The 22,004-nt window shown below is 56.9% G+C and carries 13 protein-coding genes; 7 read left to right on the forward strand and 6 right to left on the reverse strand.

Annotated elements, in window-relative coordinates; all coding sequences use genetic code 11:
* Nucleotides 1-162: 162 nt before the first annotated feature.
* Nucleotides 163-1,629 carry a helix-turn-helix domain-containing protein gene (locus A3850_RS02895; RefSeq protein ID WP_068214019.1) on the forward strand — a complete coding sequence of 489 codons (1,467 nt, stop codon included), beginning with the start codon at nt 163-165 and terminating at the stop codon, nt 1,627-1,629.
* Between the two features lie 9 nt (nt 1,630-1,638).
* On the opposite strand, the gene A3850_RS02900 is transcribed toward A3850_RS02895, so the two are convergent.
* The 3 genes from A3850_RS02900 to A3850_RS02910 form a co-directional block, all read right to left on the reverse strand.
* Nucleotides 1,639-2,616 carry a glycosyltransferase gene (locus tag A3850_RS02900; protein WP_068214021.1) on the reverse strand — a complete coding sequence of 326 codons (978 nt, stop codon included), beginning with the start codon at nt 2,614-2,616 and terminating at the stop codon, nt 1,639-1,641.
* A 3-nt stretch (nt 2,617-2,619) separates the two neighbouring features.
* A complete protein-coding gene (locus A3850_RS02905; RefSeq protein WP_068214024.1) occupies nt 2,620-5,634 on the reverse strand; it encodes a tetratricopeptide repeat protein in 3,015 nt (1,004 codons plus the stop codon).
* 288 nt (nt 5,635-5,922) lie between these two features.
* Entirely contained in the window at nt 5,923-7,095 is a 1,173-nt protein-coding gene (locus A3850_RS02910; protein ID WP_068214026.1) for an aldose epimerase family protein, read from the reverse strand.
* A gap of 649 nt (nt 7,096-7,744) precedes the next feature.
* Between A3850_RS02910 and A3850_RS02915 the strand changes: the two genes are divergently transcribed.
* The 5 genes from A3850_RS02915 (at nt 7,745) to A3850_RS02935 (ending at nt 13,046) form a co-directional block, all read left to right on the forward strand.
* Nucleotides 7,745-8,986: an AraC family transcriptional regulator gene (locus A3850_RS02915; protein WP_068214029.1), complete on the forward strand. Its 1,242-nt coding sequence runs from the start codon at nt 7,745-7,747 to the stop codon at nt 8,984-8,986.
* 60 nt (nt 8,987-9,046) lie between these two features.
* Entirely contained in the window at nt 9,047-9,790 is a 744-nt protein-coding gene (locus A3850_RS02920; RefSeq protein WP_068214030.1) for a hypothetical protein, read from the forward strand.
* Between the two features lie 146 nt (nt 9,791-9,936).
* Nucleotides 9,937-11,085: an AraC family transcriptional regulator gene (locus tag A3850_RS02925; RefSeq protein ID WP_068214032.1), complete on the forward strand. Its 1,149-nt coding sequence runs from the start codon at nt 9,937-9,939 to the stop codon at nt 11,083-11,085.
* Nucleotides 11,086-11,179: 94 nt separating this feature from the next.
* The gene (locus A3850_RS02930) at nt 11,180-11,965 is read left to right on the forward strand and encodes an outer membrane beta-barrel protein (RefSeq protein WP_157500848.1); all 786 of its coding nucleotides are present in this window, start codon (nt 11,180-11,182) and stop codon (nt 11,963-11,965) included.
* A gap of 49 nt (nt 11,966-12,014) precedes the next feature.
* Entirely contained in the window at nt 12,015-13,046 is a 1,032-nt protein-coding gene (locus A3850_RS02935) for a S41 family peptidase (RefSeq protein ID WP_068214036.1), read from the forward strand.
* Between the two features lie 76 nt (nt 13,047-13,122).
* Here A3850_RS02935 and A3850_RS02940 read toward each other — a convergent pair whose 3' ends face one another.
* Both A3850_RS02940 and A3850_RS02945 read right to left on the reverse strand, forming a co-directional pair.
* On the reverse strand, nt 13,123-13,809 hold the full coding sequence (locus A3850_RS02940; protein WP_068214039.1) for a hypothetical protein: 687 nt from the start codon (nt 13,807-13,809) through the stop codon (nt 13,123-13,125).
* 62 nt (nt 13,810-13,871) lie between these two features.
* Nucleotides 13,872-17,726 (reverse strand): hypothetical protein, encoded by a 3,855-nt coding sequence (locus A3850_RS02945; protein ID WP_068214041.1) that lies wholly within the window; start codon nt 17,724-17,726, stop codon nt 13,872-13,874.
* A gap of 145 nt (nt 17,727-17,871) precedes the next feature.
* On the opposite strand from A3850_RS02945, the gene A3850_RS02950 reads away from it, so the two are divergent.
* On the forward strand, nt 17,872-19,131 hold the full coding sequence (locus A3850_RS02950) for a nitrate/nitrite transporter (RefSeq protein ID WP_068214043.1): 1,260 nt from the start codon (nt 17,872-17,874) through the stop codon (nt 19,129-19,131).
* Nucleotides 19,132-19,353: 222 nt separating this feature from the next.
* Here A3850_RS02950 and A3850_RS02955 read toward each other — a convergent pair whose 3' ends face one another.
* Nucleotides 19,354-21,888: a CHAT domain-containing protein gene (locus A3850_RS02955; RefSeq protein ID WP_068214045.1), complete on the reverse strand. Its 2,535-nt coding sequence runs from the start codon at nt 21,886-21,888 to the stop codon at nt 19,354-19,356.
* Nucleotides 21,889-22,004 lie beyond the last annotated feature (116 nt).

Consider the following 22,004-nt stretch of genomic DNA (forward strand, 5'->3'; position numbering starts at 1 on the left):
GGTTGACCAACCCCGTAGCAAGGGTGGTCATACCACTAACTAAGACGGAACGGTACGCTTCGCTCAAGTTAATGGTTTGCCGATTCCTAACGGATGAAGGGCAGCGGCTATTAGAAGAGATGTAGCGAAAATTCGCAAAATCTGCCGTATTTTGCCGTCCCCATGAAGGTAAAATCCGCAAACGAAAAGATCATTTTTGGTCTGAAGGTGAAACAGCTCCGCACGGCGCAGGGCCTTTCCTTTGCAGAACTATCAAAGACGGCGGGGATGTCCCTCTCTTACATCAACGAGATTGAGAAGGGGAAGAAATTCCCCAAGGCAGATAAGGTGCAAAACCTAGCCCGCGCCCTCGGCACGACGGTAGAGGAGCTTACGAACGACGACCTCGGGCGTAACCTCGCACCGGTCACCCAGTTGCTACAGTCCAACTTCCTCAACGAGCTGCCGCTGGAGCTTTTCGGCATTGAGCTGAGTAAGGTGGCCGAGATTATCGCCCAGGCGCCCGTTCAGGTGGGTGCCTTCATCTCCACCTTACTGGAGATCAGCCGGTCCTACGCGCTGCGGGAGGAGAGCTTCTACTTTGCGGCATTACGCTCCTACCTGGAGCTCAACGAAAACTTCTTTCCGGACCTGGAAGAAGCCGTCAATGCCTTCACCAAAAAGAATCAACTTCCCAGCATCCGGCCTATCCCACCCCGGCTACTCCGGGAACTTTTGGAAAAGGAATACAAATACACCATCGCCACTGGCCTGGAAGACCACCCGGATCTCTCCATGCTCCGCTCCGTCTACCAACCGGAGAAAAAGCGGCTCCTGCTGAACGGAGAACTTACCCCCAACCAACGAGGCTTTCAGTTCGGTAAGGAGTTGGCCTTCAACTACCTTAAACTGGCGGAGCGGGCCAACACGAGCAGCATCCTGCGCAGCCGCGTCTTCGAGGAGGTACTGAACCACAGCAAGGCAACCTACTTCAGCGTTGCCCTCCACATTCCATTGGATCCCTTCGTAAAGGCCGTCGGCGAATTCTTTGCCCTCCCCAAGTGGGACAGTAACGCTTTCCTCGGCCTGATGCAACGCTTCAACGCCACGCCGGAGATGTTCTTTCACCGGCTGACGAACGTCCTCCCCAAGTTCTTCGGTTTGCGGGAGCTCTTCTTCCTGCGCTTCCTGCACGACCCGAAGACGGATGAGTTCACCATCGATAAGGAACTCCACCTGGAGCGCCGCCACCACCCCCACGAGAACGGACTCTTCGAGCACTACTGTCGCCGCTGGGTCAGTACTAACCTGCTCCTGCAGATGTCGGACGCGGACGGGAGCGAACTGCGGGTGGAAGCCCAGGTCAGCCAGTACTTCGAGACGCCGGACCAGTACCTCTGCCTTACCCTTGCACGCACCGGCTACCCCAGCCCTGACCGCAACGTGAGCGTAACTCTCGGGCTGCTGGTTACCGACGAACTGAAGGAAACAATCGCCTGGGCTACGGACCCAAGCATCTCCCCTAGGATCGTAAATACAACCTGTGAGCGTTGTGAAATCACGGACTGTGAAGTCCGCGCCGCGCCGCCCGTCATCGTCGAAAAGCGGGCGAAGATCAAACGTGTGCGGGCCGCCCTGCGGGAATTGTAGTCCAACGGTTTAGTCCCAATTTTTGAGTACTTCCGGCAACTCTGTAATCCGATCCTGCGCCAGGGTTTTGGTCCGATTCCCCTTGCTTTCCACCTGCGCCAGCGCCAGATATTCCTGTTCCGTCTGCCCGGGTGTGGGGATGAGGACCAGCTTCCCGCCGTACTGCACCGCCGCCAGATCCATCAACGTACTGTAGCCGGAACGGCAGATGATAGTGTCGGCGCGGGCAATCAATTTGGACAACGTGGTGCGGTCAGCGAATGAAGTGATGTCAATGCCCTCGCGCTTTGGAGGGTCCGTCGTACCGGGCACGCCCCGTACCAGATGGTGCCGCCCGGGTAGCCTGGATAATTGGGTAAGCAGCGCCTGCTCCAACCGGCTACGCATGGGTTCCGGACCACTTAAAATGGATAGCGTGCGGAGCCGATCACCCTCGGCGGCCACCGATTCCAGCCGACTCAGCGGGCCGATGTAACGAACGTTCTCGTACCCGGTTGGTGCGGATAGTTCACCACTCAGTTGTTGATCACGGGTATCTGGCACCCAGAATTCACCGAACTTTTTCAGGTAGTGCCGGTAGAGCCAACTCACCGGCCGGGAGTGGGTGATGGGGTGCAATTGGTGGGTAAGAAATACCGAAGGAACGCCCGCTACGTGGCAACCGAAGCGATTATCCGAGACGATGCGGTTGATACGGTGTTCACGGACGAGCCGCCGGGTAGCTTGCCCTTCCCGCCGGGCCGTCCACCACCAACGCGGAAACTGTAGCGCCACGTTGAGGGGCATATTACCGGTTGGGTAACGCACGGCGTAAGCGGGCAATTCGAAAAGGGGAAGGTCGGGTCGCTCCCGGCGCAAAAACTGGGCCGCTGGGCCGCTGGACGCCAGGAAAACTTCGTCACCGGCCAGCAGTGAGTGATCCAGCAAAGCGAGGGAACGGCTGGCGTGGCCAAGCCCCCAGTCCAGGACGCAAACCAAGGTCCGCAAGCCCTAGTAGTTTTCCTTGTACCACTCCCGGTATTCTTCGGAGGAACGCTGCTTGAGGACCTCACGGTAGTTGCTCTGGGAAACGGAGTACAAATCGTAGCTGAACTTACCGGCGTTGAGGAACTCTTGCTCCTTACTCTTGGCGGCCTCGATGAATTTCATGGCCTCTTCGCCATTCTTGAAGCGGCGCAGAATCAGAACGGGCAGCTTGTTTTCCCCACCCAGGTAGACGTTGGTGATGCGGATGCGGTCCAACTTATGGTACTTGCTGTTGTATTCCGCCACGCTGATCTTGGCCTTGTTGAGGTCCGTGTCGGACTTGTCAAAAAGGATCAGCACGTAGTGTAACTCCTTGAAGCTTTCCTTGAAACCACGGGAACCGGCGGCGGACGTCGCTTGCCCCGGGCGGCGAGCACCAGAAGCACCGAGGAGGCGCAGGATCTCCTTAGCCCGCTTCTCTTCGTCCGTGCCGGGGAACTGGGCCACCACCTGCTGGAGGTTACTGATGTAGGCTTCCTTGCCTTCGACGTTGCCCGAGGTCATCGCCAGCAGCAACGCGTAACGGGCCCGGAGGGGGTGCTTTGCGGTCAGCGCATCCCGACCCGCCTTCGCCTGGGTGTGGGCCTGCTTGTAGTTACCCGCCTCGAATGCAGCCAGGGCCGCTTCGTAGGTGCGGTTCAACTCGTTGTCCGCGTTAAGCAATTTGGCTGCGTAAGTTGGGTCGTTGGCCAGCTTCTCGAACTTGGAGTTGTAATACTTCTTCTTGAGCTTACCGGCGTATTCAGCGGCCTGGCCGGTGCGGCCCATTTCTGTGTTGATGAGGTACTGGTAATACCAGGCCTCCGCTTCAAAATTGGAGCCGGGGAACTGGCTTTCGAGTTTACCAAAGGCTTCTAGGGCCTTTTCGTTATCGTCCAGCTTTTCCCGGTATTCACGGGCCAAGTTGAAGTAATTCTCGGAGAGTTGGAGACGGACCCGGGTTTGGTCCTGTTCGGATACCGGTACGTCCTTCAGCATGGCGTCGATCTCATCCTGGGTAGCCATTACGGGTTCGTTACTGGCGGCGAAGGACTGGTTGGCATCGCCATCACCAAAGTCGATGCTCGGCCCACCGCGGGAGGCGACGCGCCAGTTGTCCGTCAGCGGGCGGTCTCCCCAGCGGCGCTCGAAATCACGGCGGCTCCGCTTGAGGTTGGCGCTGTTGTAGGCGAAGAATTTACTGTCCGTCTGAATGGTATTGTTCCGGCCGGCAGTTGCGCTTCCGGGGCCGGGGCCGGTGTTGGCCGCGGCGATGGCGGCGCGCTGAGATTGGAAAAGATCCTGCGCAAACTTGGTCCGTTCCGCCTCTGGCATAGTACCGATCCGCAGCAGGGAGTCCCGCTCGTAGATCTGGGTCAGGTTATCGGCAACGCCGGCGAGTTGGTCGCGGCGGCCGGAGACACCGACGTAGCGCTCGTCGCTGCGGGGCATGGACATCAGCGTCGTATCATAAGCCAGTTTGGCGCCGAGGTAGTCCGATTCGTCGAAAGCGAGGTCACCTAAGAGATTGTAGGATTCCAGCCGTTGGTTTACGCCGGCCGAAGGGCTATCCAGGGCTTTGCGCAGGTACTTACTGCCGAGGGCCTTATTGCCGTCCCGCAACGCCACGGTAGCGGCCGAGAAGTAGATCTGGCTTTCGTATTCGAGGTTCTTCTCTTCCTTGGCCATTTTTTCGAGCTTGGCGATGGCGTCCGCTGCGGAACCGCTGCCACTCAGGAAACTATTCTGGGCGAGGTTGAGCCGGGCTCCGAGTTCGAGGTCGTAACTCGGGCGGGCGGCGATGGCCTGCTCGAAGGCGTTCACGGCCGGGCCGGGGTTCTGTAACTCCTGGTAGAGTTGCCCTACGATGTAGTAGTAGCGGGCGCGTTCGTTCCGGTCCTTCGCTACTTCGGCGGCTTCTTCGAGGAAGGGGATGGCTTCTTCGAGGCGTTCCTGCTCCAGGTAGTTGAAGGCTTGGACGGCCATCGCTTTGCGGCGCACGTCGGGGTAAGTTCCGCGGTCGGCCCGCAGGTCTTCGAGGATCACCTGAGCGCGTTCGAAGTTATCGCGTTTGATGAGCGTCCAGGCTAACCAGAGGCGGCCTTCCTGGTAGGCGGGGCGGTGCTTGACGACGTAGCTCCCGGACTTTTCTCCGTAACCTTCGGCCTTATCGGATTCGGAATTAGGACCGCCAAAGATGGAGATCATGCCCACCGGGCCGAGGTCCTGTTCTTCCTCCGGCACCTCCTCCGGCTCATTTTCGAGGCCCTGGTTGGCGCTGGTATCGCGCTGGATGGGCGCCAGTTTGATGCCCTTCTTCCGGGCTTTGATGCGGGCCTTGCGTTGGCGCTCGCGCTCTTTGGATTTCGCCTTGTTTTCTTTTTCCCGTTCCTTCTGCAGCTTCTTGCGCTCCTTCTGGGCCTCCTTGCGGGCGCGGATCCGGTTTTGGCGGGCGCGGTTGGGGTCTTCGTCTACTTCGCGGCGGCTGACGAATTCGTCTTCGTCACCCTCGTCTTCTTCGCCGTCTTTTCCCTTCTTTCGTTTGGCCTTTTTGCGCTTGGGGCGGGGGCGGAACTCGGTGGTGAGGAAGCGCAGGGTTTTCTCCGCGCTCTCGTAATCCTGCTTGATGAGTTGAGCCTGGCCGACGAGGAGGTAGCTATCGTCCACCCAGTTGCTATAGGGGTGTTTCTTCACGACAATGGCGACCTTTTCGATGGCCACATCCATATCGTCTCCCACGATCGTTGGGTTAGCGACTTCCAGGAAGGGAAACATGTCCAACCGCTGGGTGTAGTTGTCCACGTGCTGCTCCTCCAGGGTGAGGAGGGATTCATCCATCAACTCCCGGGCGTTGAAGTAGCCGTTGTAGTGGGAGTTCATGTTGTGCCAGAGCTTGCCCAGGGCGCTCTGTTCGTCCTTGCGTTTCTGGGAGGCGCAGGCCGTCAGCACGAAAGCGCCGAGGACGGCCAGGAAGAGAAATCGGGTAAGCTTAGAGACCATCAAATTGGAGGGGTATAACGGAGTAGCTATTGTCGTTGGGATCGAGACCTTTCGGTGCTTAAGCCCGTGGGCGCTGCCGCGGGTGCCAAGCAATGGGAAAGGGCGGGCAAAGGTAAGGGCTAGGCCATGACTTTCGCTCCGTAGGAGTTTTAGCCGAATGGTAGCCCATCAGGATTCGCTTCGCCAGTTTTTTAACGCAGGATATGATAGGCTAGTATCCAGTACCCGTAGGGTTAACGGGAGATGCAACGTCAGCCAGCTTGGTTGACCGATCTCTTCCAACAAAGCTTACTCCCGTACCCCAAACCGATAAATGGTCTGCGACTGGTAAACCTCCCCTGGCCGGAGGAGCGTAGAGGGAAAATCCGGCTGGTTGGGGGAGTCCGGGTAGTGCTGAGTCTCCAGACAGAGGCCGGTGCGGTACGCATAGGCCTTTCCGCCTTTACCGATGTCGGTCCCGTCCAGGAAGTTGCCACTGTAGAATTGGATGGCCGGCTCGGTGGTCTCCACCTCTACGGTACGGCCGGTCGTGGCTTCGTAGAGGGTGGCCGCCGGAGCCATGCCGTCCCCGTTGCGATCAAGAACGAAATTATGGTCGTAGCCCAGCCCGAGTTTGAGTTGTTCGTTCTCCGCCATAATATCCCGCCCGATGGGCTTGCCCTCCGTGAAGTCGAAGGGTGTCCCGGTAACTGGGCGAAGTTCGCCGGTGGGGATGAGCCCGCCATCCACCGGGGTGAAGGTGCTGGCATTGAGGGTGAGGACGTGGTCGAGGATCTCCCCCCCACCCTTCAGGTTGAAGTAGGTGTGGTTGGTTAGGTTGACGTGCGTGGGGGCATCCGTTTCCGCCCGGTAGCTCAGCATTAATTCGTTGTCGTTGTTGAGGGTATAGGTAACGGCTACGGAAAGATTCCCCGGGTAGCCCTGGTCGCCGTCCGGGCTGGTGCCCCGCATCGTCACCCCTACGGTGGAGTCGGTGCGGACCGTTTCGCCCGCGTAGTAGCGCTTATCAAAACCGACCTCGCCTCCGTGGAGGGTATTCTCCTTGTTATTGGTCGGGATCTGGTAGGTCTTCCCGTCGATGGTGAATTGCCCCTTCGCAATCCGGTTACCGTAGCGGCCGACCAGGGCCCCGAAGTAGGGGTAGACGCCCAAATAGCCATCCAACTCGTCGAAACCAAGGACGACGTCCCCCAGCTCCCCGGCCTGGTCCGGAACGATGATGTTGGTGATGATGCCGCCCCGGTTGATGACGCTCACCTCCATCCCGTTGCGATTCCGCAGAGTGTATTTGGTGACGGGGCCTGCGGGGGTACTACCGAAAGGAGTTTCGGAAATGGCGAGCCCGGAATCCTCCGTTACGGACGGTGGTTCTGGTTGCTCGGCAACATCGTTGGAGGTCTGGCAGGCCCCCAGTAGAAAGGTCAGCAACAGTAATAAGTAGGTCTGAGCGGTGATTTTCATAGCGGTGATAATGTAATCCTAATGTAGGCAAAGTGCCTGGTCCGTTGCTGACTTTATTATACCTGAACGAGGTGGTTTGGGAATTTTTTTAGCACGTAGGGGTAAGATAAATTCAGGTCTTCCGATACTCCTACGTAACCAACGGGCGCAGGCCCTTCCTACCATGAAAAATTTCGTCACCCTTCTCTTTTTGATGATCATGGTCGCCATTTCGGTGGCGATTTGAGGAAGGCATCAACTCCGTTGAATCACCCAAAGACTACTGAATTAGATAGAGCGACTAGCATGATTGAAGTGATTAGCACCCCTACCCTTCCCAGGGGCGGGGTGCCTTTTGTTTACCGATACACCTATTGAAGAAAGGACGTGCACTCCTATAGTGGACGACACGAAATTGAAAACAACACATTGAACGCATTCCAGAGGTAGTTGATTTTTTTGCGGGGGCCGGTGCGGAGTTTTCCGGCCGGCCCTTGTTTTTCCCCATTCGCTATGGTCAGTTCTCATGCTGAAGGTGTGATACTACTACTTGGCTCCCAACTCTTTTTGGGGGCCATCCTTATTCGCCCTTTGCCTGGCACCCGCGGCAGCGACCAGATGAATGGCTGGATGAGTACCTTCGGTTCTTCGGAGGCGCAAACGGTCCGCCATGTACATCAACCTTTATTCCGGGCTCTTACTCATCGGCTTTACCCAGGCCATCGTGGTGGCCGTGTTACTATTGCTACGGGCCCGGCGCGAAGGACGGCTGGCCGATACGCTAGCGGCGGGCATCCTGCTGTGTGGTGCCTTTTACGTCGCTCAGTGGATGCTCGGCTTTGGCAACTGGTACGATTCCCATGACTGGCGGACGACCCTGATGTTCTACGTAAAGTGGGCCAACCTGACCGCCATCGGCCCCCTGATCTGGTTCTATTTCCGGGCATTGGTGAACACGGATTTTACGTGGAAACGGCGGTATTGGTGGCACTTGCTGCCCGCGGCCCTCTTCCTGATGCCAAAACTATTCGTGATTACCTACGACTGGATCTACTGGCTGGGGATTGCCGGCGAAAGCTTCACCGACTTCTACGATACCCGCGGCCCCGCCGCCGAGTGGGAGAATAGTGGCGGAGATATTATCAGCGAGGTCGAGAACATCTTTTTCCGCATCCAGGTGATCGTTTACCTTATCCTGACACTGAAGACCTACCGCTCTTTCCGGGCCTTCCTGCAACGGGAGATGACCAACACCGCCCCCCTGGAAATGCGGGGCTTGCGGAATTTGGTCTACCTATTTCTCATCGGGATGAGCATGACGATTTTGCTCGATACGTCGGCGGAACTTTTCGGCGAAGCCACCTACGTAGCCGCCTGGCCCAAGTACCTCTCCATGTCCGTCCTGCTCTTCGTGGCGGGCCTCCAATTCTACGGGCTAACGCCGCAACTGACGACCGGCCTCCGCTTCGAACGGCCCGTTCCGGAAGTAGACGAAATGGATACCGCCGCCAGCCCACTGGTAGATTCCTCTCCTGACGCTCCGGACTTTGCCCCGCTGGCCGCCCAACTCGCCGAACAGCTAAGCACCGGACACGACTATCTGGACCCCAACCTCCGCCTCGGCGATCTCGCCGAAAAACTGGGGACCAATTCCTCCCTCCTTTCCAAGGCCATCAACCGGGAGGCGGGTAAGAACTTTAACGATTACATCAATGCGCTACGCTGCGAAGCCTTCCTGGAGCGCGTCCGCCGGGGCGACCACGAGCGCCACACTTTACTGAGCCTGGCCCTCGATTGCGGGTTCAACTCAAAGTCGACCTTCAACCGGGCCTTTCGGAAATACGCGGGCATGAGCCCGGCGGAAGCCACTAAAAAGGGGGCAGATCATGATCTGGGCCGTCCCAAAACCTGATTTGAAGCGCAGCGGTGGGGGCCGGCCACCACTTTTGTGGCTCACCAAAAACAAACCACCATGCGTAAGCTACTTTTCCTTTTTCTCTTTGCTGCTCTCCTCACTAATAATAGTTGCTCGCGCAGCACGGCGGGCCTCCAGCTGGCGGGCCAGCAACAATTCTTGTTAGGCGAATACATGGAAACGCCCTACACCGCCTCCATGCGTAACGATGGCCCGGAAGCCATCCTCATCACCACGGTCGATAAGCAAACCAAGGCCGAACGGCAGCGGGTTGAACTTGCCGTTGGGGAGAAGGCTGAACTGAGCGTGCCGCCCACCGAAGAAACCCGGCTCTACAACTTTGGCGATCGCGAATCGAGCATCTTCATCAACATGAACAAGACCGTTGAAGGTATGCGCATGCTGGACCTGGATGGCGACGAACTCCCCCCGACGGCCATGGCTTCCGCCAACGCCATCAATGACCGCGCCCTGTTCGAAGCTAAGAGTACGCGGGCGGCTACGGACAAACACGACGTTCAGATTCCCGGCGGCTACGAATTCGTCGTGGGCGAAAGCTCCGTTACCGGCTACTCCGCCAAGCTCATCAATTACGGAGGGAAGGACATCACGGTCAGCGTCCGGGACAAGGCAACCGGCGACCAGACGCAGGGCTTTGGGCTTGGCAAATACGGCAAGGTCAACATTAACCTAGGGCCGAATGAGCAACTCCACGTGGAGAACCGGGAAGGGCGGGAACGGCGGATCACGCTGCAGCTTTCAAAAGAAGTAGCGGGGGCGCGGACGATTCCGGTGCTCTAATATTCCCTGTATACAACCTGATTTCGGTGGCTGGCGAAAAAAGACGGAGCCAGCCACCGAAGTCACTTCACTTGCATGGAGCGGGTTATAGGTATACACCTTGTTATACCTTTGGGGATTCCCATCCAGGCTTCCCTCCACCGCCCATGACCGTCACTTTAACCGACCTTTTCGTTATTGCGAGCATCCTGCAGGGCTTGTTCGTCGGGTTGGCCATTTTACGGATTCCCTTCTTCCGCAGCCCGGCCAATCAGTACCTGGGGATGACCCTGATTCTTTTAAGCGGCATCCTGTTTCTGGGCTGGCAGGAATTCGACAGTAAGGTACTTGCCTATCTCTGGTCGATCATGTGGGAATACTTGCATATCGCCATGCTTATTTCCTACTTCCTCCGGGCGCTTGAACATCCTTTTTATAACAGCCCGTGGAGGAAGTGGTTTTACGCCCCCTTCGTCTTCAGTTTGGTCTTCTCGCTCGTTACGCAGGGGGACTTTATGCTCGGCCTTTACGATCTTCCCTTCGGGCCGGATAACGCGGTCTTCCAAACACTGAATGCGCTGGAGGACCCGCTTGCCCTCATTTTTAATGGCTTTGGTTTGCTGGCCGTATTCGTCATAACGTGGCGGGATCGATCCGCCCCTGCCGCCCGCCGGAGGTGGTTACTGCGGTTTTGTGCCGCAACCCTTGGCATCGTATTCCTCTGGGCCCTCGGAGACCTCACCGACTATTCGGGTCTCCTTGATAATGCCTACACCCCGGTCTGGGTGGCACTTAGTATCCTGTTCTGGTGGGTGGCCTACGCCGGCGTTTACAAGATGCGCATTCTGGATGAACAACGGGAACTACATGCAATCCTTGCCGGAACGCGGGTGGGGGCAGCAGCCCAACCTAATCCGATGGCGGCTTCTACGGGTTCTGTACCGAAAGAACCAGCTTCCACGGCCACCCCGAATGAAAAGTATACTTACGAGTTACGCCGCTTGATGGAAGAAGAAAAACTTTTTCGCGACCCCGACCTGAGCCGGGCGGTCGTGGCGGAAAAGCTGGGCATTAGTGAAAGCTACGTATCTCAGGTGATGACGGCCGGCGTTGGGGAATCCTTTTCCGAATACGTCACCCGGTACCGGATTGAGGATGCTACCGACCTCTTGAGCCGGCCGGCGTTTGATCGCTATTCCCTCGAAGCCATCGGGCTGGAAGCAGGCTTTAAATCCCGCAGCGCCTTCTACGGAGCCTTCAAAAAGGCGACGGGTACCACGCCGGGGGCGTCCAGAAAAGCACGAAAAACGTCCTGATTTCAAGGGTTCCGAGGATTCAGGACAGGTCCCTTTGCCGAAAATTTGGGGCGGGGACCGGTCCTCCCGCATGTTTGTGGAAACACCAACCACCATGCGATTCTGCTTGCTTCTTTTACTCGCCGTTAGCTTCGTGCCGGCCTCCATTTGCGCTCAGGAAGAGCTGAGGCCCATTATAAAAAACGAAGTTTCCCTGACCATTGGCCTTCACCGGGGCCACTTCAATGATGCCAATTACTCGCCCCTGCACCAAACGAGTACCGGGCCGCGCGTTGGCCTGGCCTACCGTCGGAATACCCGCTCCGGCGACCGTTACGAGTTGGGCCTGGGGGCTACCCTCGCCAAACTTCGTTCCAGCGTTACGGATGATACCCCGGCCAGCCGTTACCTCCTTGACCTTCAAGTAGGCTACCTGAAAGGCCTTGGCACCAACAATGAAGATCGCCGGGTGCACGTGGGTATCAATTACCGGTCCTACGTGGACATCTCGATCTACGATGACGCGGAGGCCGTGACCTGGTTTGGCCTGCACGCTTTCGAGGGCGCTGCCGCGGGTGCCTGGGAGTTAGGCAAGCAACACGGACTAAAGGCCTCAATCGCCGTACCCTTCTACGGGCTGTTATCCCGCCCCCCTTACTCCGGATGGGATAAGTTCGTCGTAGAGAACGAAGACAATATCCCCAAGATCATTACGCGGGGTCGGTGGACGTCCCTCAACGATTTCTTTGGTATCCGAGGTGGCTTGGGTTACCGCTACGCACTGAACGACCGGTGGGTTTTTGACGCAAACTACCAAGTCAGTTACTACGCCACCCAGCAATTAGATCGGTACCGGAGCATCAACAACGCATTTTCGGTATCGACTACCCACCGCTTTTAGTGCGACCCTTCCTGAACTTCAAAATCACCTTTCCTTAAAACTGTTTAGTATGAAATACTTCTTGATGATCAGCGCCGCTTTCCTCCTCTGCGGCTGCCAACAACTTATTCTGGGCGACGAGCCCGCCAACGACCCGGAAACAAATTTTGAGCTCTTCTGGCAGGACTTTGATCGCCACTACGGCTTGTTCGGGGTGCGGGGCCACGATTGGGATAGTATTTACGTCGCCTATCGCCCGCAGGTAACGGCGATGACCACCAAGGAAGAACTTTTTGAGATCAATCGCCAAATGGTGGAATACTTAGATGACAGCCACACTTTTATTTATTGGCCCCAACGCGCCTTCTACTCAGGCAACAGTGCAACGGACGAGCAGGCGGAAGCTGAATTTGATTTCTCGGTCATTCACGACAACTACCTGGAGGAGATCGACTCTTCGCGCGCGGAAGGTTACGCCATGGGCCAGCTCAGCGGGCGTAAGATCGGCTACCTCCACTTACCGGGGGTAGAGATGGAAGACCCCGCCTTTGGCGATCGCCTCCTGCGTAGACTGGGCCACAATGACGCGTTGATCATTGACTTGAGGAACAACTCCGGCGGCAGCGACGAAGTGAGTGCCAATCTTGCCGGCCGCTTTGCCGACCGGGAAGAACTGGTCTACACCATCCAGGAACGAAACGGCCCCGAACACACGGACTTTGCCGAAAAAAAGGAATACTACCTGCGCGCCCGTGGCGAAGAATCATTTACCAAACCCATAGTGGTGTTGACGGACAACATCACCGTAAGTGCCGCCGAGGTCATGTTGATCTACCTGAAGGCCCTCCCCCACGTCACCCAGATCGGAGATGCGACTTCCGGCGACTTTTCCGATACGAGTATGCGCCGCTTTCTACCCAATGGATTTCAGTATCAGTATTCCATCATGAAGTTCTTGCTGCCGGACGGCACCAGCCTCGATGGCGTAGGGCACGTTCCGGATATCTTCGCCGAGAATACAGCTGAAGAGCTAGCCGCTGGCAACGATCGGGTACTGGAGCGGGCCTTTCAGTTCCTATTTGAGGAGTATGGTATTGAGTAATTCGCTTGTCTAACCAACCACACCTAAGCTGAGGTGCTGAAAGGTGCTGATTAAATGATTATGTCCTTCCCCAAGATTAAAAATCCAGCTCATCCACCAAAAAGCCACGGACGTTGATATTCACCCTCGTGTCGCTGCTCTCGTTGAAAATACGGAAGCGATCCCCCGGCCGCATGATGATGATCGGATTGGTCTGGTCACCGATCAGGAATTTCGAATCACCGACCCTACCAACCAGGCGAACAGAATTAGCGAAACGAGTTGACGAGCCAGATACGGGAGCCGATATCGTGACGTCGTACAAATCATCCGCATTTGCTTGATTTGTGATACCGTTATCTTCGACCCAGAGCATGGTCACCAGAAAGTGCTTTCCCGATGGGACGGTAATAAAATTTGACGGGGCTCCTGATTGGACATTACCGGTTTGGTACAGTCGGCAGTCAGTAGGAATCACATTACCGTTGCTATCACGAAAAACTGAATTTACAGTCCGCCCCGTATAGGCGATCGGGTCCGACGGTGCACCGCTGCTTTTTTCGAGAGAGAGGATCTTCCACTCCGTCCCGTCGTAGCCCTCGAACTCATCGGTGGCATCGTTGAAACGGATGGTCCCCTTCTCGGCGGGGGTGTTATCGTCCGAAACCTGGATCTTACCGTTGACGTCGAGCGCCTGGGAAGGATTAGAGTTGTTGACGCCGACCTGAGCGCAAAGGCTGATAGAAACGGTCAGGAATAGGAAAGCGAAGAGGGTACGCAACATGGCAGTAGGTTTGAGTAATCGTTGTTTGTACTGCTCTATGTCCTCAAATTAGCGGCCGTTACTCATCGCTTAATAAACTTCACTATTTTTTCTCCCACCGTCAGGTAGTAGCTACCTGCTTCCAGTTGAGTTACGGATAAGCCGTCCGAAGACCAATTACCCGTGCGCAGCACCCTTCCTCCCTGGCTCCTCAGTACGTACTTCGCACCCGCGGCAGCGCCCAAAATTTTCACGCGGTCTACAGTGGGGTTGGGATAAACGCTCAGACCCTCCGTTCCACCAATCGTCACGTTGATGACGCGGGAATAGGTAAACGCACCGTCAGTATCCACCTGCCGCAAACGGTAGAGGTAAGTATCCGGCAGCAATTCCGGATCAGTAAAGGTGTACTTCCCTGCCTCACCCAGCGCGGCGACACGGCCGACCTCCGTGAAACTAGGAGTGGCTGAAGAAGCCCGCTCCACGGCGAAGTAGTCCGAGCCTTCCTCGGCGGCGGTACCCCAATCCAGGATAGCTGACTGCTTGGCGCTGCGACCGCTAAAGTGGGACCAGGTAACGGGCAGGAAAAACTCTGCCTGGGCGGAGACCATCGGTGGGCTATCGCGATTGTAGAGCACGGTATTCTGGGTATTGTACTCGAATACTTTGAAGTGGTAGATCTCATTTGGGGTCAGGTTGGTCACCGAGATGGTATCGAAATCACCGGCCGCAATGACGTAATTTCCACCTCCCAGGTCATCGCCGCTACCAAAGAAAGTATTGGGGGTATACCGTACGTTATCCACCGGTTCGGTGTCTACGGCGCTTCCCGCTTTGGCGACCAGCAGGCGATCGGTGCCCCCTCCTTTCGTCCAGGCCAGGGAAATACGGTTGGGAGTAGAACTGGTGACCCTCAGATTGGAAGCCTGGATTTCCGGCGGACCGAGCGTACGAAAGCTTGTCGTGACGCTATCTTGCTGGTAGGCCGGGCTTTCAAAGTAGCCATTGTAGGCCTGTACCTGGACGAAGTATTCCGTCCCCGTTTGCAGACGGGTCACGCTCACTTGCGTCTGCGGGCCGAAGAAAACTGGCTGCGCATCGCCAATCCAATTGGAAGTACCTCCGGCCGTATAGGTGGAGCTCGCCCGCACCCGGGTACCGGTAGCCACCACGGCGCCGACGGGGCTACCCTGGCGGATGAGCACTACTTCCCCATCGCCGTTACCGGTCGTCCAGGCAATCGTCGCGCTTTCGTTGAGCGTATCGTTGATCTGCAAGTTGATCGGCGCAATCGTCGGCTCCGCGGAAGTCATTACCGTCAGTGATTCTCCGGGGACGCGGTAGTAGGTATCCGTCCGGTTTGCCGTGACCTCGTAGGTCGTCAGGACGTATTCGGTATCGGGGTCTAAGCCCAGGATATTGAACGAGTGGCGATTGTTGGGGCGGAACAGATCTTCTTCGTTTACTACGAAGTTGCCGCCACCCAGATCGCTACCCATGCCGAAAACTTCGTTGGCGACGTAGACCTGGTTATCCATCGGTTGTACCTCCGCCGCCGTGGCGAGGCGGGCTACCGTAATCCGGCGCGCCCCATTACCGCGGAAGAACTGCAGCCGTAATTGCTCCGCCCCGACGTTGACGGCTTCCAGGCTGGTTGCGCCTTCCGTTGCGTAGGTTTCGGTAGTGAAACTGTACCGGGTAGCCTCCCGACTGTAGACGGGGAAGTTGCGGCCATTGAGCTCAAAGTAAGCCGCGTGGTAGGTCGTGTTAGCCAATAATTCGGTTACAGGAAACTGCGTGGAAGGAAGTGATTTATACCCCATGGCGTAGTTACCATTAGCGATCTCCTCCTCACCAAAGCGAATATTCGTGGTGTACCGCGTGAGGTTGGCTGGCTGCACGTCCACGGCACTCCCTTCCTTCATTACGAGGAAACTGCGTTCGCCCCCGCCGTCGTTTTCCGGCACGAAGGTGATGCTCACGGCATTCTCCTCCTGCGGGTTGAGGTCACTCACCAATACGGTGGGGATGGTCGCCGTAGATTGGCTTCCCGTGGCGGGGTCCGTCCGGCGGTAATAGGTATTTCCGTTGCCATCCTCGTTGTATTCGAAGAGGGCGAAATGGTAGGTGGTCGCAATCTCGAGGCCTTCGATGACGGGCTGGGTATTTCCCCCATTGAAGGTGCCGTCGAACACCACGAATTCGCCGGAACCGATGTCGGTACCCGCCCCAAACACCTGGTTGCCATCGTCGAGGCGCGCTCCGGCGTCCACGGGACTAGCCGTTACGGGTTGGCCTTCGCGGGCGACGAGTAGGCGGCGCTGGCCATTGCCGACGTCCCAACCTACGTCGAAGCGGTCACCTTCGATGGCGCGGAAATCCATGTTCGTCGCGGATTCCGAGGGCGTAAGGGCGGCTAGAAAATCTGACGTAGCTCCCGGAGTGAAGTAGACGCGCCCCGAGTTACCGTTATATTCAAAGATGGAGACGTAGTAACGTACGCCTGGGGTAAGATCCTGAATTGCTAGAAAGGGCTGATTAGCACTCGCCCACACCGCTCGGTTACCGTTGCCGAGGTCACCCCGCGACCCCACTACGGAGGTGGAAGTCGTATAGCTCGTGAGGTCCGTGGGTACGAAATCCACCGGGCTGCCGGGTTTGAAGACGACCAGTGCGGCGTCGCCATTCCCCCGGTCGTAGTTTATCTGAATGGAGTTACCCGTATTGTCGCTGAAGACGATGTCGCTAGCCTGCACCGTCGGCGCCCCGGCGGTGGTGAAAGTGATCGTAGCGGGGGCCACCGTTTGGTAGTTGATGAGCCCGTTGAAACCTTCGTCGTAGTCGTATTCGTAAATACCCATCGTATAGGTGGTGCCCGGCTGAAGGTTACGAATGGTGATTTGGGGAAGACCAGTCCCGTTCAGCGAGCGGCTTGGAAAATCGATCACCACGAAGGCACCGGGGGCAATCTCGTCGCCCGCACCGTATAGGGTATTGGCGGTGTACCGCGTCCCATCGGTAGGCGTCACCCCAGCCAAATCCGTACCTGGTTTAACGACGAAAATACGGCCACCACCGTCGCCCTGGGTGTAGCTGAAGCGGGCACGGTCCCCTTCCTGTGGGTTGGTTGTTTCGGTAAGGGAACCAGTTACCTCGGGGCGGTCCCGCGTATCAAACTGTCCGCTCTCGCCGGGCACGGCGTAGACCTTGCCGTTGCCGGTGCCATTGAATTCAAATACTTTGTAGAAGTAGGTCTTAGACGGCTCAAGTTGCTGAGCCACGAAAGAGTTACGGGGTCCCTGAGTCGTAAACATCACCCGATTTCCGGGAGTGATCTCATCGCCGGCGCGCCAACTACTACTCAGATTGCTGTACGTTTCTAAATCGATGGGGTTGGCCGACACCTCCGCGCCTTCGCGGAAGACCACGATTCGCCCGTCCCCGTTACCGTTCGTCCAGGTCATTTGCGCGCTGTTGCCGGTGATCTCATCGACCATCACGGCACTTACTTGCTGCGTAGGCTGGCCCAGGGTTGTAAAGGTGGTCGTTGTACCCGGCGTCAAGTATTCCGTCATCTGGTCCTGCCCGTTGTATTCAAAGACGCTGACGTAGTAGGTCGTAGCCGGCACGAAACCAGTGAAAACGTCGAAGTTGGGTAGGTTACCGTCAAACATCACGAACTCTCCGGGGACGATCTGGTCACCGTCGCCAAAGGTGAGGTCGGGGTTGTAGTCGATCATATCCTGGGGGCTACCCGTGATGGGTGCGTCGCTGATGACGACGATGCGCCGTTCCCCGTCACCACGGTCGATGGTGAGCTGCATGGACTGGCCCGTGATGTTACGCACCGACACGCTTGCGGCGGGTACGGTCGGCGGCTGGGCCGATAAAACTGCGGTGAAAAGCAACAAACAGGTAAGTAGGTAGCGGTGCAACATGGGTATGGGACTGGTAATGTTATTCAATGACCGCCCGCGACGGAGCGTTACGAAATTGCCGTACTAAATTTAGCAATCTAAAAAGTAAGGTGTCTCACCGCTTTTAATCAACTCACTACAACTCGATCCAAGAAGCTCCTCTTTCATGCCCCAAAAGCACCAGCCCTGGTACTATTTGCTGCTCCTCGTCCTGGCCGGTGAATCCGTTTTCGTTCTTCCGTTCGTACTTCCTCGGGTATTTCGCCCTACGGTCCTCGACTCCTTCGGCCTGGACAATACCCAACTTGGGCTTTGCTTCTCAGCCTACGGTGTGGTAGCCCTCTTGTCTTACCTCTTCGGTGGGCCGCTGGCCGACCGCTTTCCCCCGCGAAAGCTGATGGCCACTGCCCTATGGCTTACTGCAGCGGGCGGCATTTACATGGCCACTTTTCCCACTTACGCAGGTTTGCAAATTCTCTACGGTTACTGGGGGTTCACCACCATCTTCCTGTTCTGGGCAGCGATGATTAAGGCTACCCGTATCTGGGGAGGGCAGCACGCGCAAGGGAGGGCATTCGGTTTTCTCGATGGGGGCCGTGGCCTCGTCGGCGCGCTCTTTGGGCTGCTGGGCGTCGCTATCTTCTCTGGCTACATCGTCGGTGAAGGGCTGGCCCAAACGGAAAGTCAACTGGGGTACCGCCCCGTTTTATTCTCCGCCAGCTCCCTGGTGGCCCTGGTCGGTGTCCTGGTTTGGTTTTATTTAAAGACCGATCGTGACCTGGAACGGAGTGCGATTATTGACCGGATCACCTTGGCTCAGGTCCGGGAGGTGCTGGCTTTACCCGCCGTCCCCCTTTTGATGGTGATCATCCTCTGTGCCTACACGGGCTACAAGGTCACGGACGTCCTCTCGCTTTACGCACGCGAAGTTATGAAGTACGGGGAGGTAGATTCGGCGAGGGTAGGTACGTTGTTACTATTCGTGCGGCCCGTCGTCGGCGTCCTCATCGGTTTTTTGGCGGACCGGTCCCAAAGTACCCTTTGGCTCTTCATTAGTTTCATCTTGAGTGCTTTAGGCGGCTTGCTATTCGCCTCCGGTCTCATCGTTTCTTCGGCGGTCTGGTTATTTTTTCTCTCTACGCTCGTTATTGCTACCGGCGTATACGCGCTGCGTTCGCTCTACTTTGCCGTGATGCAGCAAGGTCACATTCCGCTGGCACTAACCGGTACGGCGGTTGGTCTTATCTCCCTCGTCGGCTATACCCCGGATATCTTCGCGGGCCCGATGATGGGGTATTTTCTCGATGGCTTCCCGGGCATGGAAGGGCAACGGGCGGTCTTCCTCCTGGTGGTAGGTTTCTCAGTGGTGGGCGCGGGGGCCGCCTGGATCTATCATCGTTTGGGCGCTGCCGCGGGTGCGGAGTAATTGAATGGGGGCGCGGAGTTTAGGGGGAGGAGAGTTGTCGACCTCGTCCGACGAATCAATTTGCCCAAGCGAAGCGACAGCAAATTTTCGTCTGACGAGTAAACTGAAAGTCACCTCGATCAATCGTCGGACGAGTAAACTAAAAGTCACTTCGATCACTCGTCGGACGAACCGCTTCGCGGAATTCGTCAGACGAGGCGGGTCTCTGGCCGACGCCATGATCTACCTGCGAAAATATAGAACACCCCCAACGGCCAGCAGCCCCAACAAACCACCTATTCCAAATTTCCAATACTCCGTACGCTTACTCAATTCTAACTTCCCCTCGTCGCCGTAAAGCGTAAGCGCTCCCCAGTAAAAGGGGTGGCCGTAAGCAGCTTGGCTTTTTAAGGATCGCTGCGCGTTATTGGTGGCAATCAAACGGGATTCCCCACTGGCTAATTCCCGGTAGAAATACTCCATCAATTCCCGGGTAGCCGCATCGTCTACCGACCAGAGGTTACTGACGACGCTGCGAGCGCCAGCGTTAATGAAGGCGCTGGCCATCGTCAGGGCGGATTCTCCGGGAGCGACCATCCCCATTCCCGTCTCGCAGGCACTGAGGACGACCAGGTCCGCATCCACTCCGTAGCTGGGGAGGTCATTGTAGTAGATCAGTTCCTCTTCTAAAAGGTCCGGAGTGGACTGGCTGAAGGCCACAAAACTATACTTGGGGTGGCGGGCACTCATCACGCCGTGGCTACTTAGGTGGAGGATGGAAGCATCCCCCAGTCGCTTCAGGAAAGATTCCCTATTAGCCGCGGGGCCGGTGATGGCCTCTCCCATTTCCAGTACTTCGGTGGTCATCTCAGCCTCAGGCCCATTGAAAGCCAGGGGCGTGAGGCCGGGAAGGCTGGCCGTATCGGATTTCACCATCGGTAGGCTACGCCGCGCGGCCAGCACGTCACTCGCCGACGCCGCCCCGGTAAACGTGGGTGCGTAGGCCAGTAGATTCGATGTTCGCTTATTGGAACCATTCGCTTTGAGGGCTGCTTGGTGCCGTAAGGAATACCCGTAACTGACATCATGTTCATCTACGAAGAAACGTAGGTCACCGTAACCGAACGGCGTTGCCAGCGAGTCCATCGGCAGCGCGGCAAAGGGCAGGAAATTGATCATTTGGTCGGGCACGATCAGTAGTTCCCGGGGTAGTGAATCAATGGATACGCCGGGAAATACGCGCCGGACTAAGTCCAATCCTTGCGCCAGGAAGGCGCCGTCCAAAGAATCCTGCACTGACGCTGGCCGGATCGACTTGGTCACGTAGCTAGACTCTTCGATCGTTTTCCGCCAGTCGATGATCGCCAGGTGGGTCCTGATTCCTTCTTCGATCCGGTACATACTTAGTTGGCCGTTACCATCAACGTAGAAGAGATGACTTTCGTCGTAGCCCGTAGCGTACTGAAGCATCCCTCCGGGGAGATCAGCCACCAATGCCTTGGCGTCGTCCGCCGTAAAGCGCCAGTGCCCCTGAGGAAGGGTACCCTCCGCCTCCAGGCGTTCAGATAGCTTCAATTCCAGTAACGCCAACTCCGGGGATACGGGAATACCCGGTGGTTGGGCGCGCTGCAGGCTGGCAATCTGCCGCTCGAGAGCCGCAGTTTCTTCCTGCTTTCCACGCCGGTCGCGGAGGGTAAGGCTGGCTAGTAACCCGTAAGCCTTCATTTGCTCACTAAGGGCGAGTGCTTCCCAGGCGTGTTCGGGGTCATCGTCGAGCAGTTCGTAATGAGCCTCAATGGCCTCACTCATAAATTCCATGATGATCCGGCTCTGACGCGTCTGGCTTGAGGCGACCACGTTATCATCCCGTTGCCGCCCGCGGAGGGTGATCAGGGATTCGTAATCCTTGAGCGCCAGGTCGGGCCGGTCCATTGCCCGGAATAGACGGGCCCGGTGGCTCAGCAAGGTCGTCGGGTCAAAGAAGGTTTCCAGTCCCTCCAGATTGAACTGGTTGTGCCCGTGTTCATCCCGTGGCGAAGATTCATCAAGCATTTCGGAGAGGGAAGCGATGGCGAGGTTGGCATTTTCTAAAGCACGGTCATAGTCATTTAGCTTCATCCACGCCTTCGCCCGTAGATCATATACTTGGTGGAGCTCATCTGCTTCCCCTGCCTGGTCAAACGTCCGTTGAGCTTCATTAAGTAAATCCAATCCAAGCTTAGCGTCTCCTCTCTCAATTAAGTCACGCCCCTGCTCCAGGTAGGTGAGCGCGAGGTAGTAATCCTCTTTGCTATCTGATGCCAATTGATTCATCCTTTGCAACGTCGCAGTCCGGTCGTCGTACCGGCGGGTTCCCCGTTGGAAACGGGCCATTTCGTACAAGCCATCAAGCTCCAAATCGACGTCTTCTGCCTCTTGAGCTACGTCAACAACTGACTGAGCGATACCGACACCATCCGGGTTGCGGCGGCTGATTTGGTAGGTAACCCGGGCGTTGGTTAGCCTACCGGAGCCGACTTCCCGTAACGTTGCCCCTTCATAGCGCTCCACCATATCGCTAAGGATCATGGCCGCATTCCTTGCGATGGAAAGGTTGCCCGCTTCGATGGCGGCGTAGGCCAGGTTTTCTGCCGCCTTCAGGTAAGCGGAGGTGTCGGGAATACCGGCTTCCGCCATTTCAAGCACTGCTTGGCGGGGTTCAGCAATCTGCTGTTGGCCATGCAGGGGTAAGCAAACGAAGAGAGCTACCACGGCGGCAGCGGTTTTCCAATAGAACATGCTACAATAATTGACTCACCGGACAACTCTTCCGGTGGGTAGGGGAAGCCCTACGTGTGTTGGTTGTTGTTGCTTAAAGTTAAGTATGCCAAGACTATTAACGCGACTATCCAAGT

Source organism: Lewinella sp. 4G2 (assembly GCF_001625015.1).
Classification (GTDB): domain Bacteria; phylum Bacteroidota; class Bacteroidia; order Chitinophagales; family Saprospiraceae; genus Neolewinella.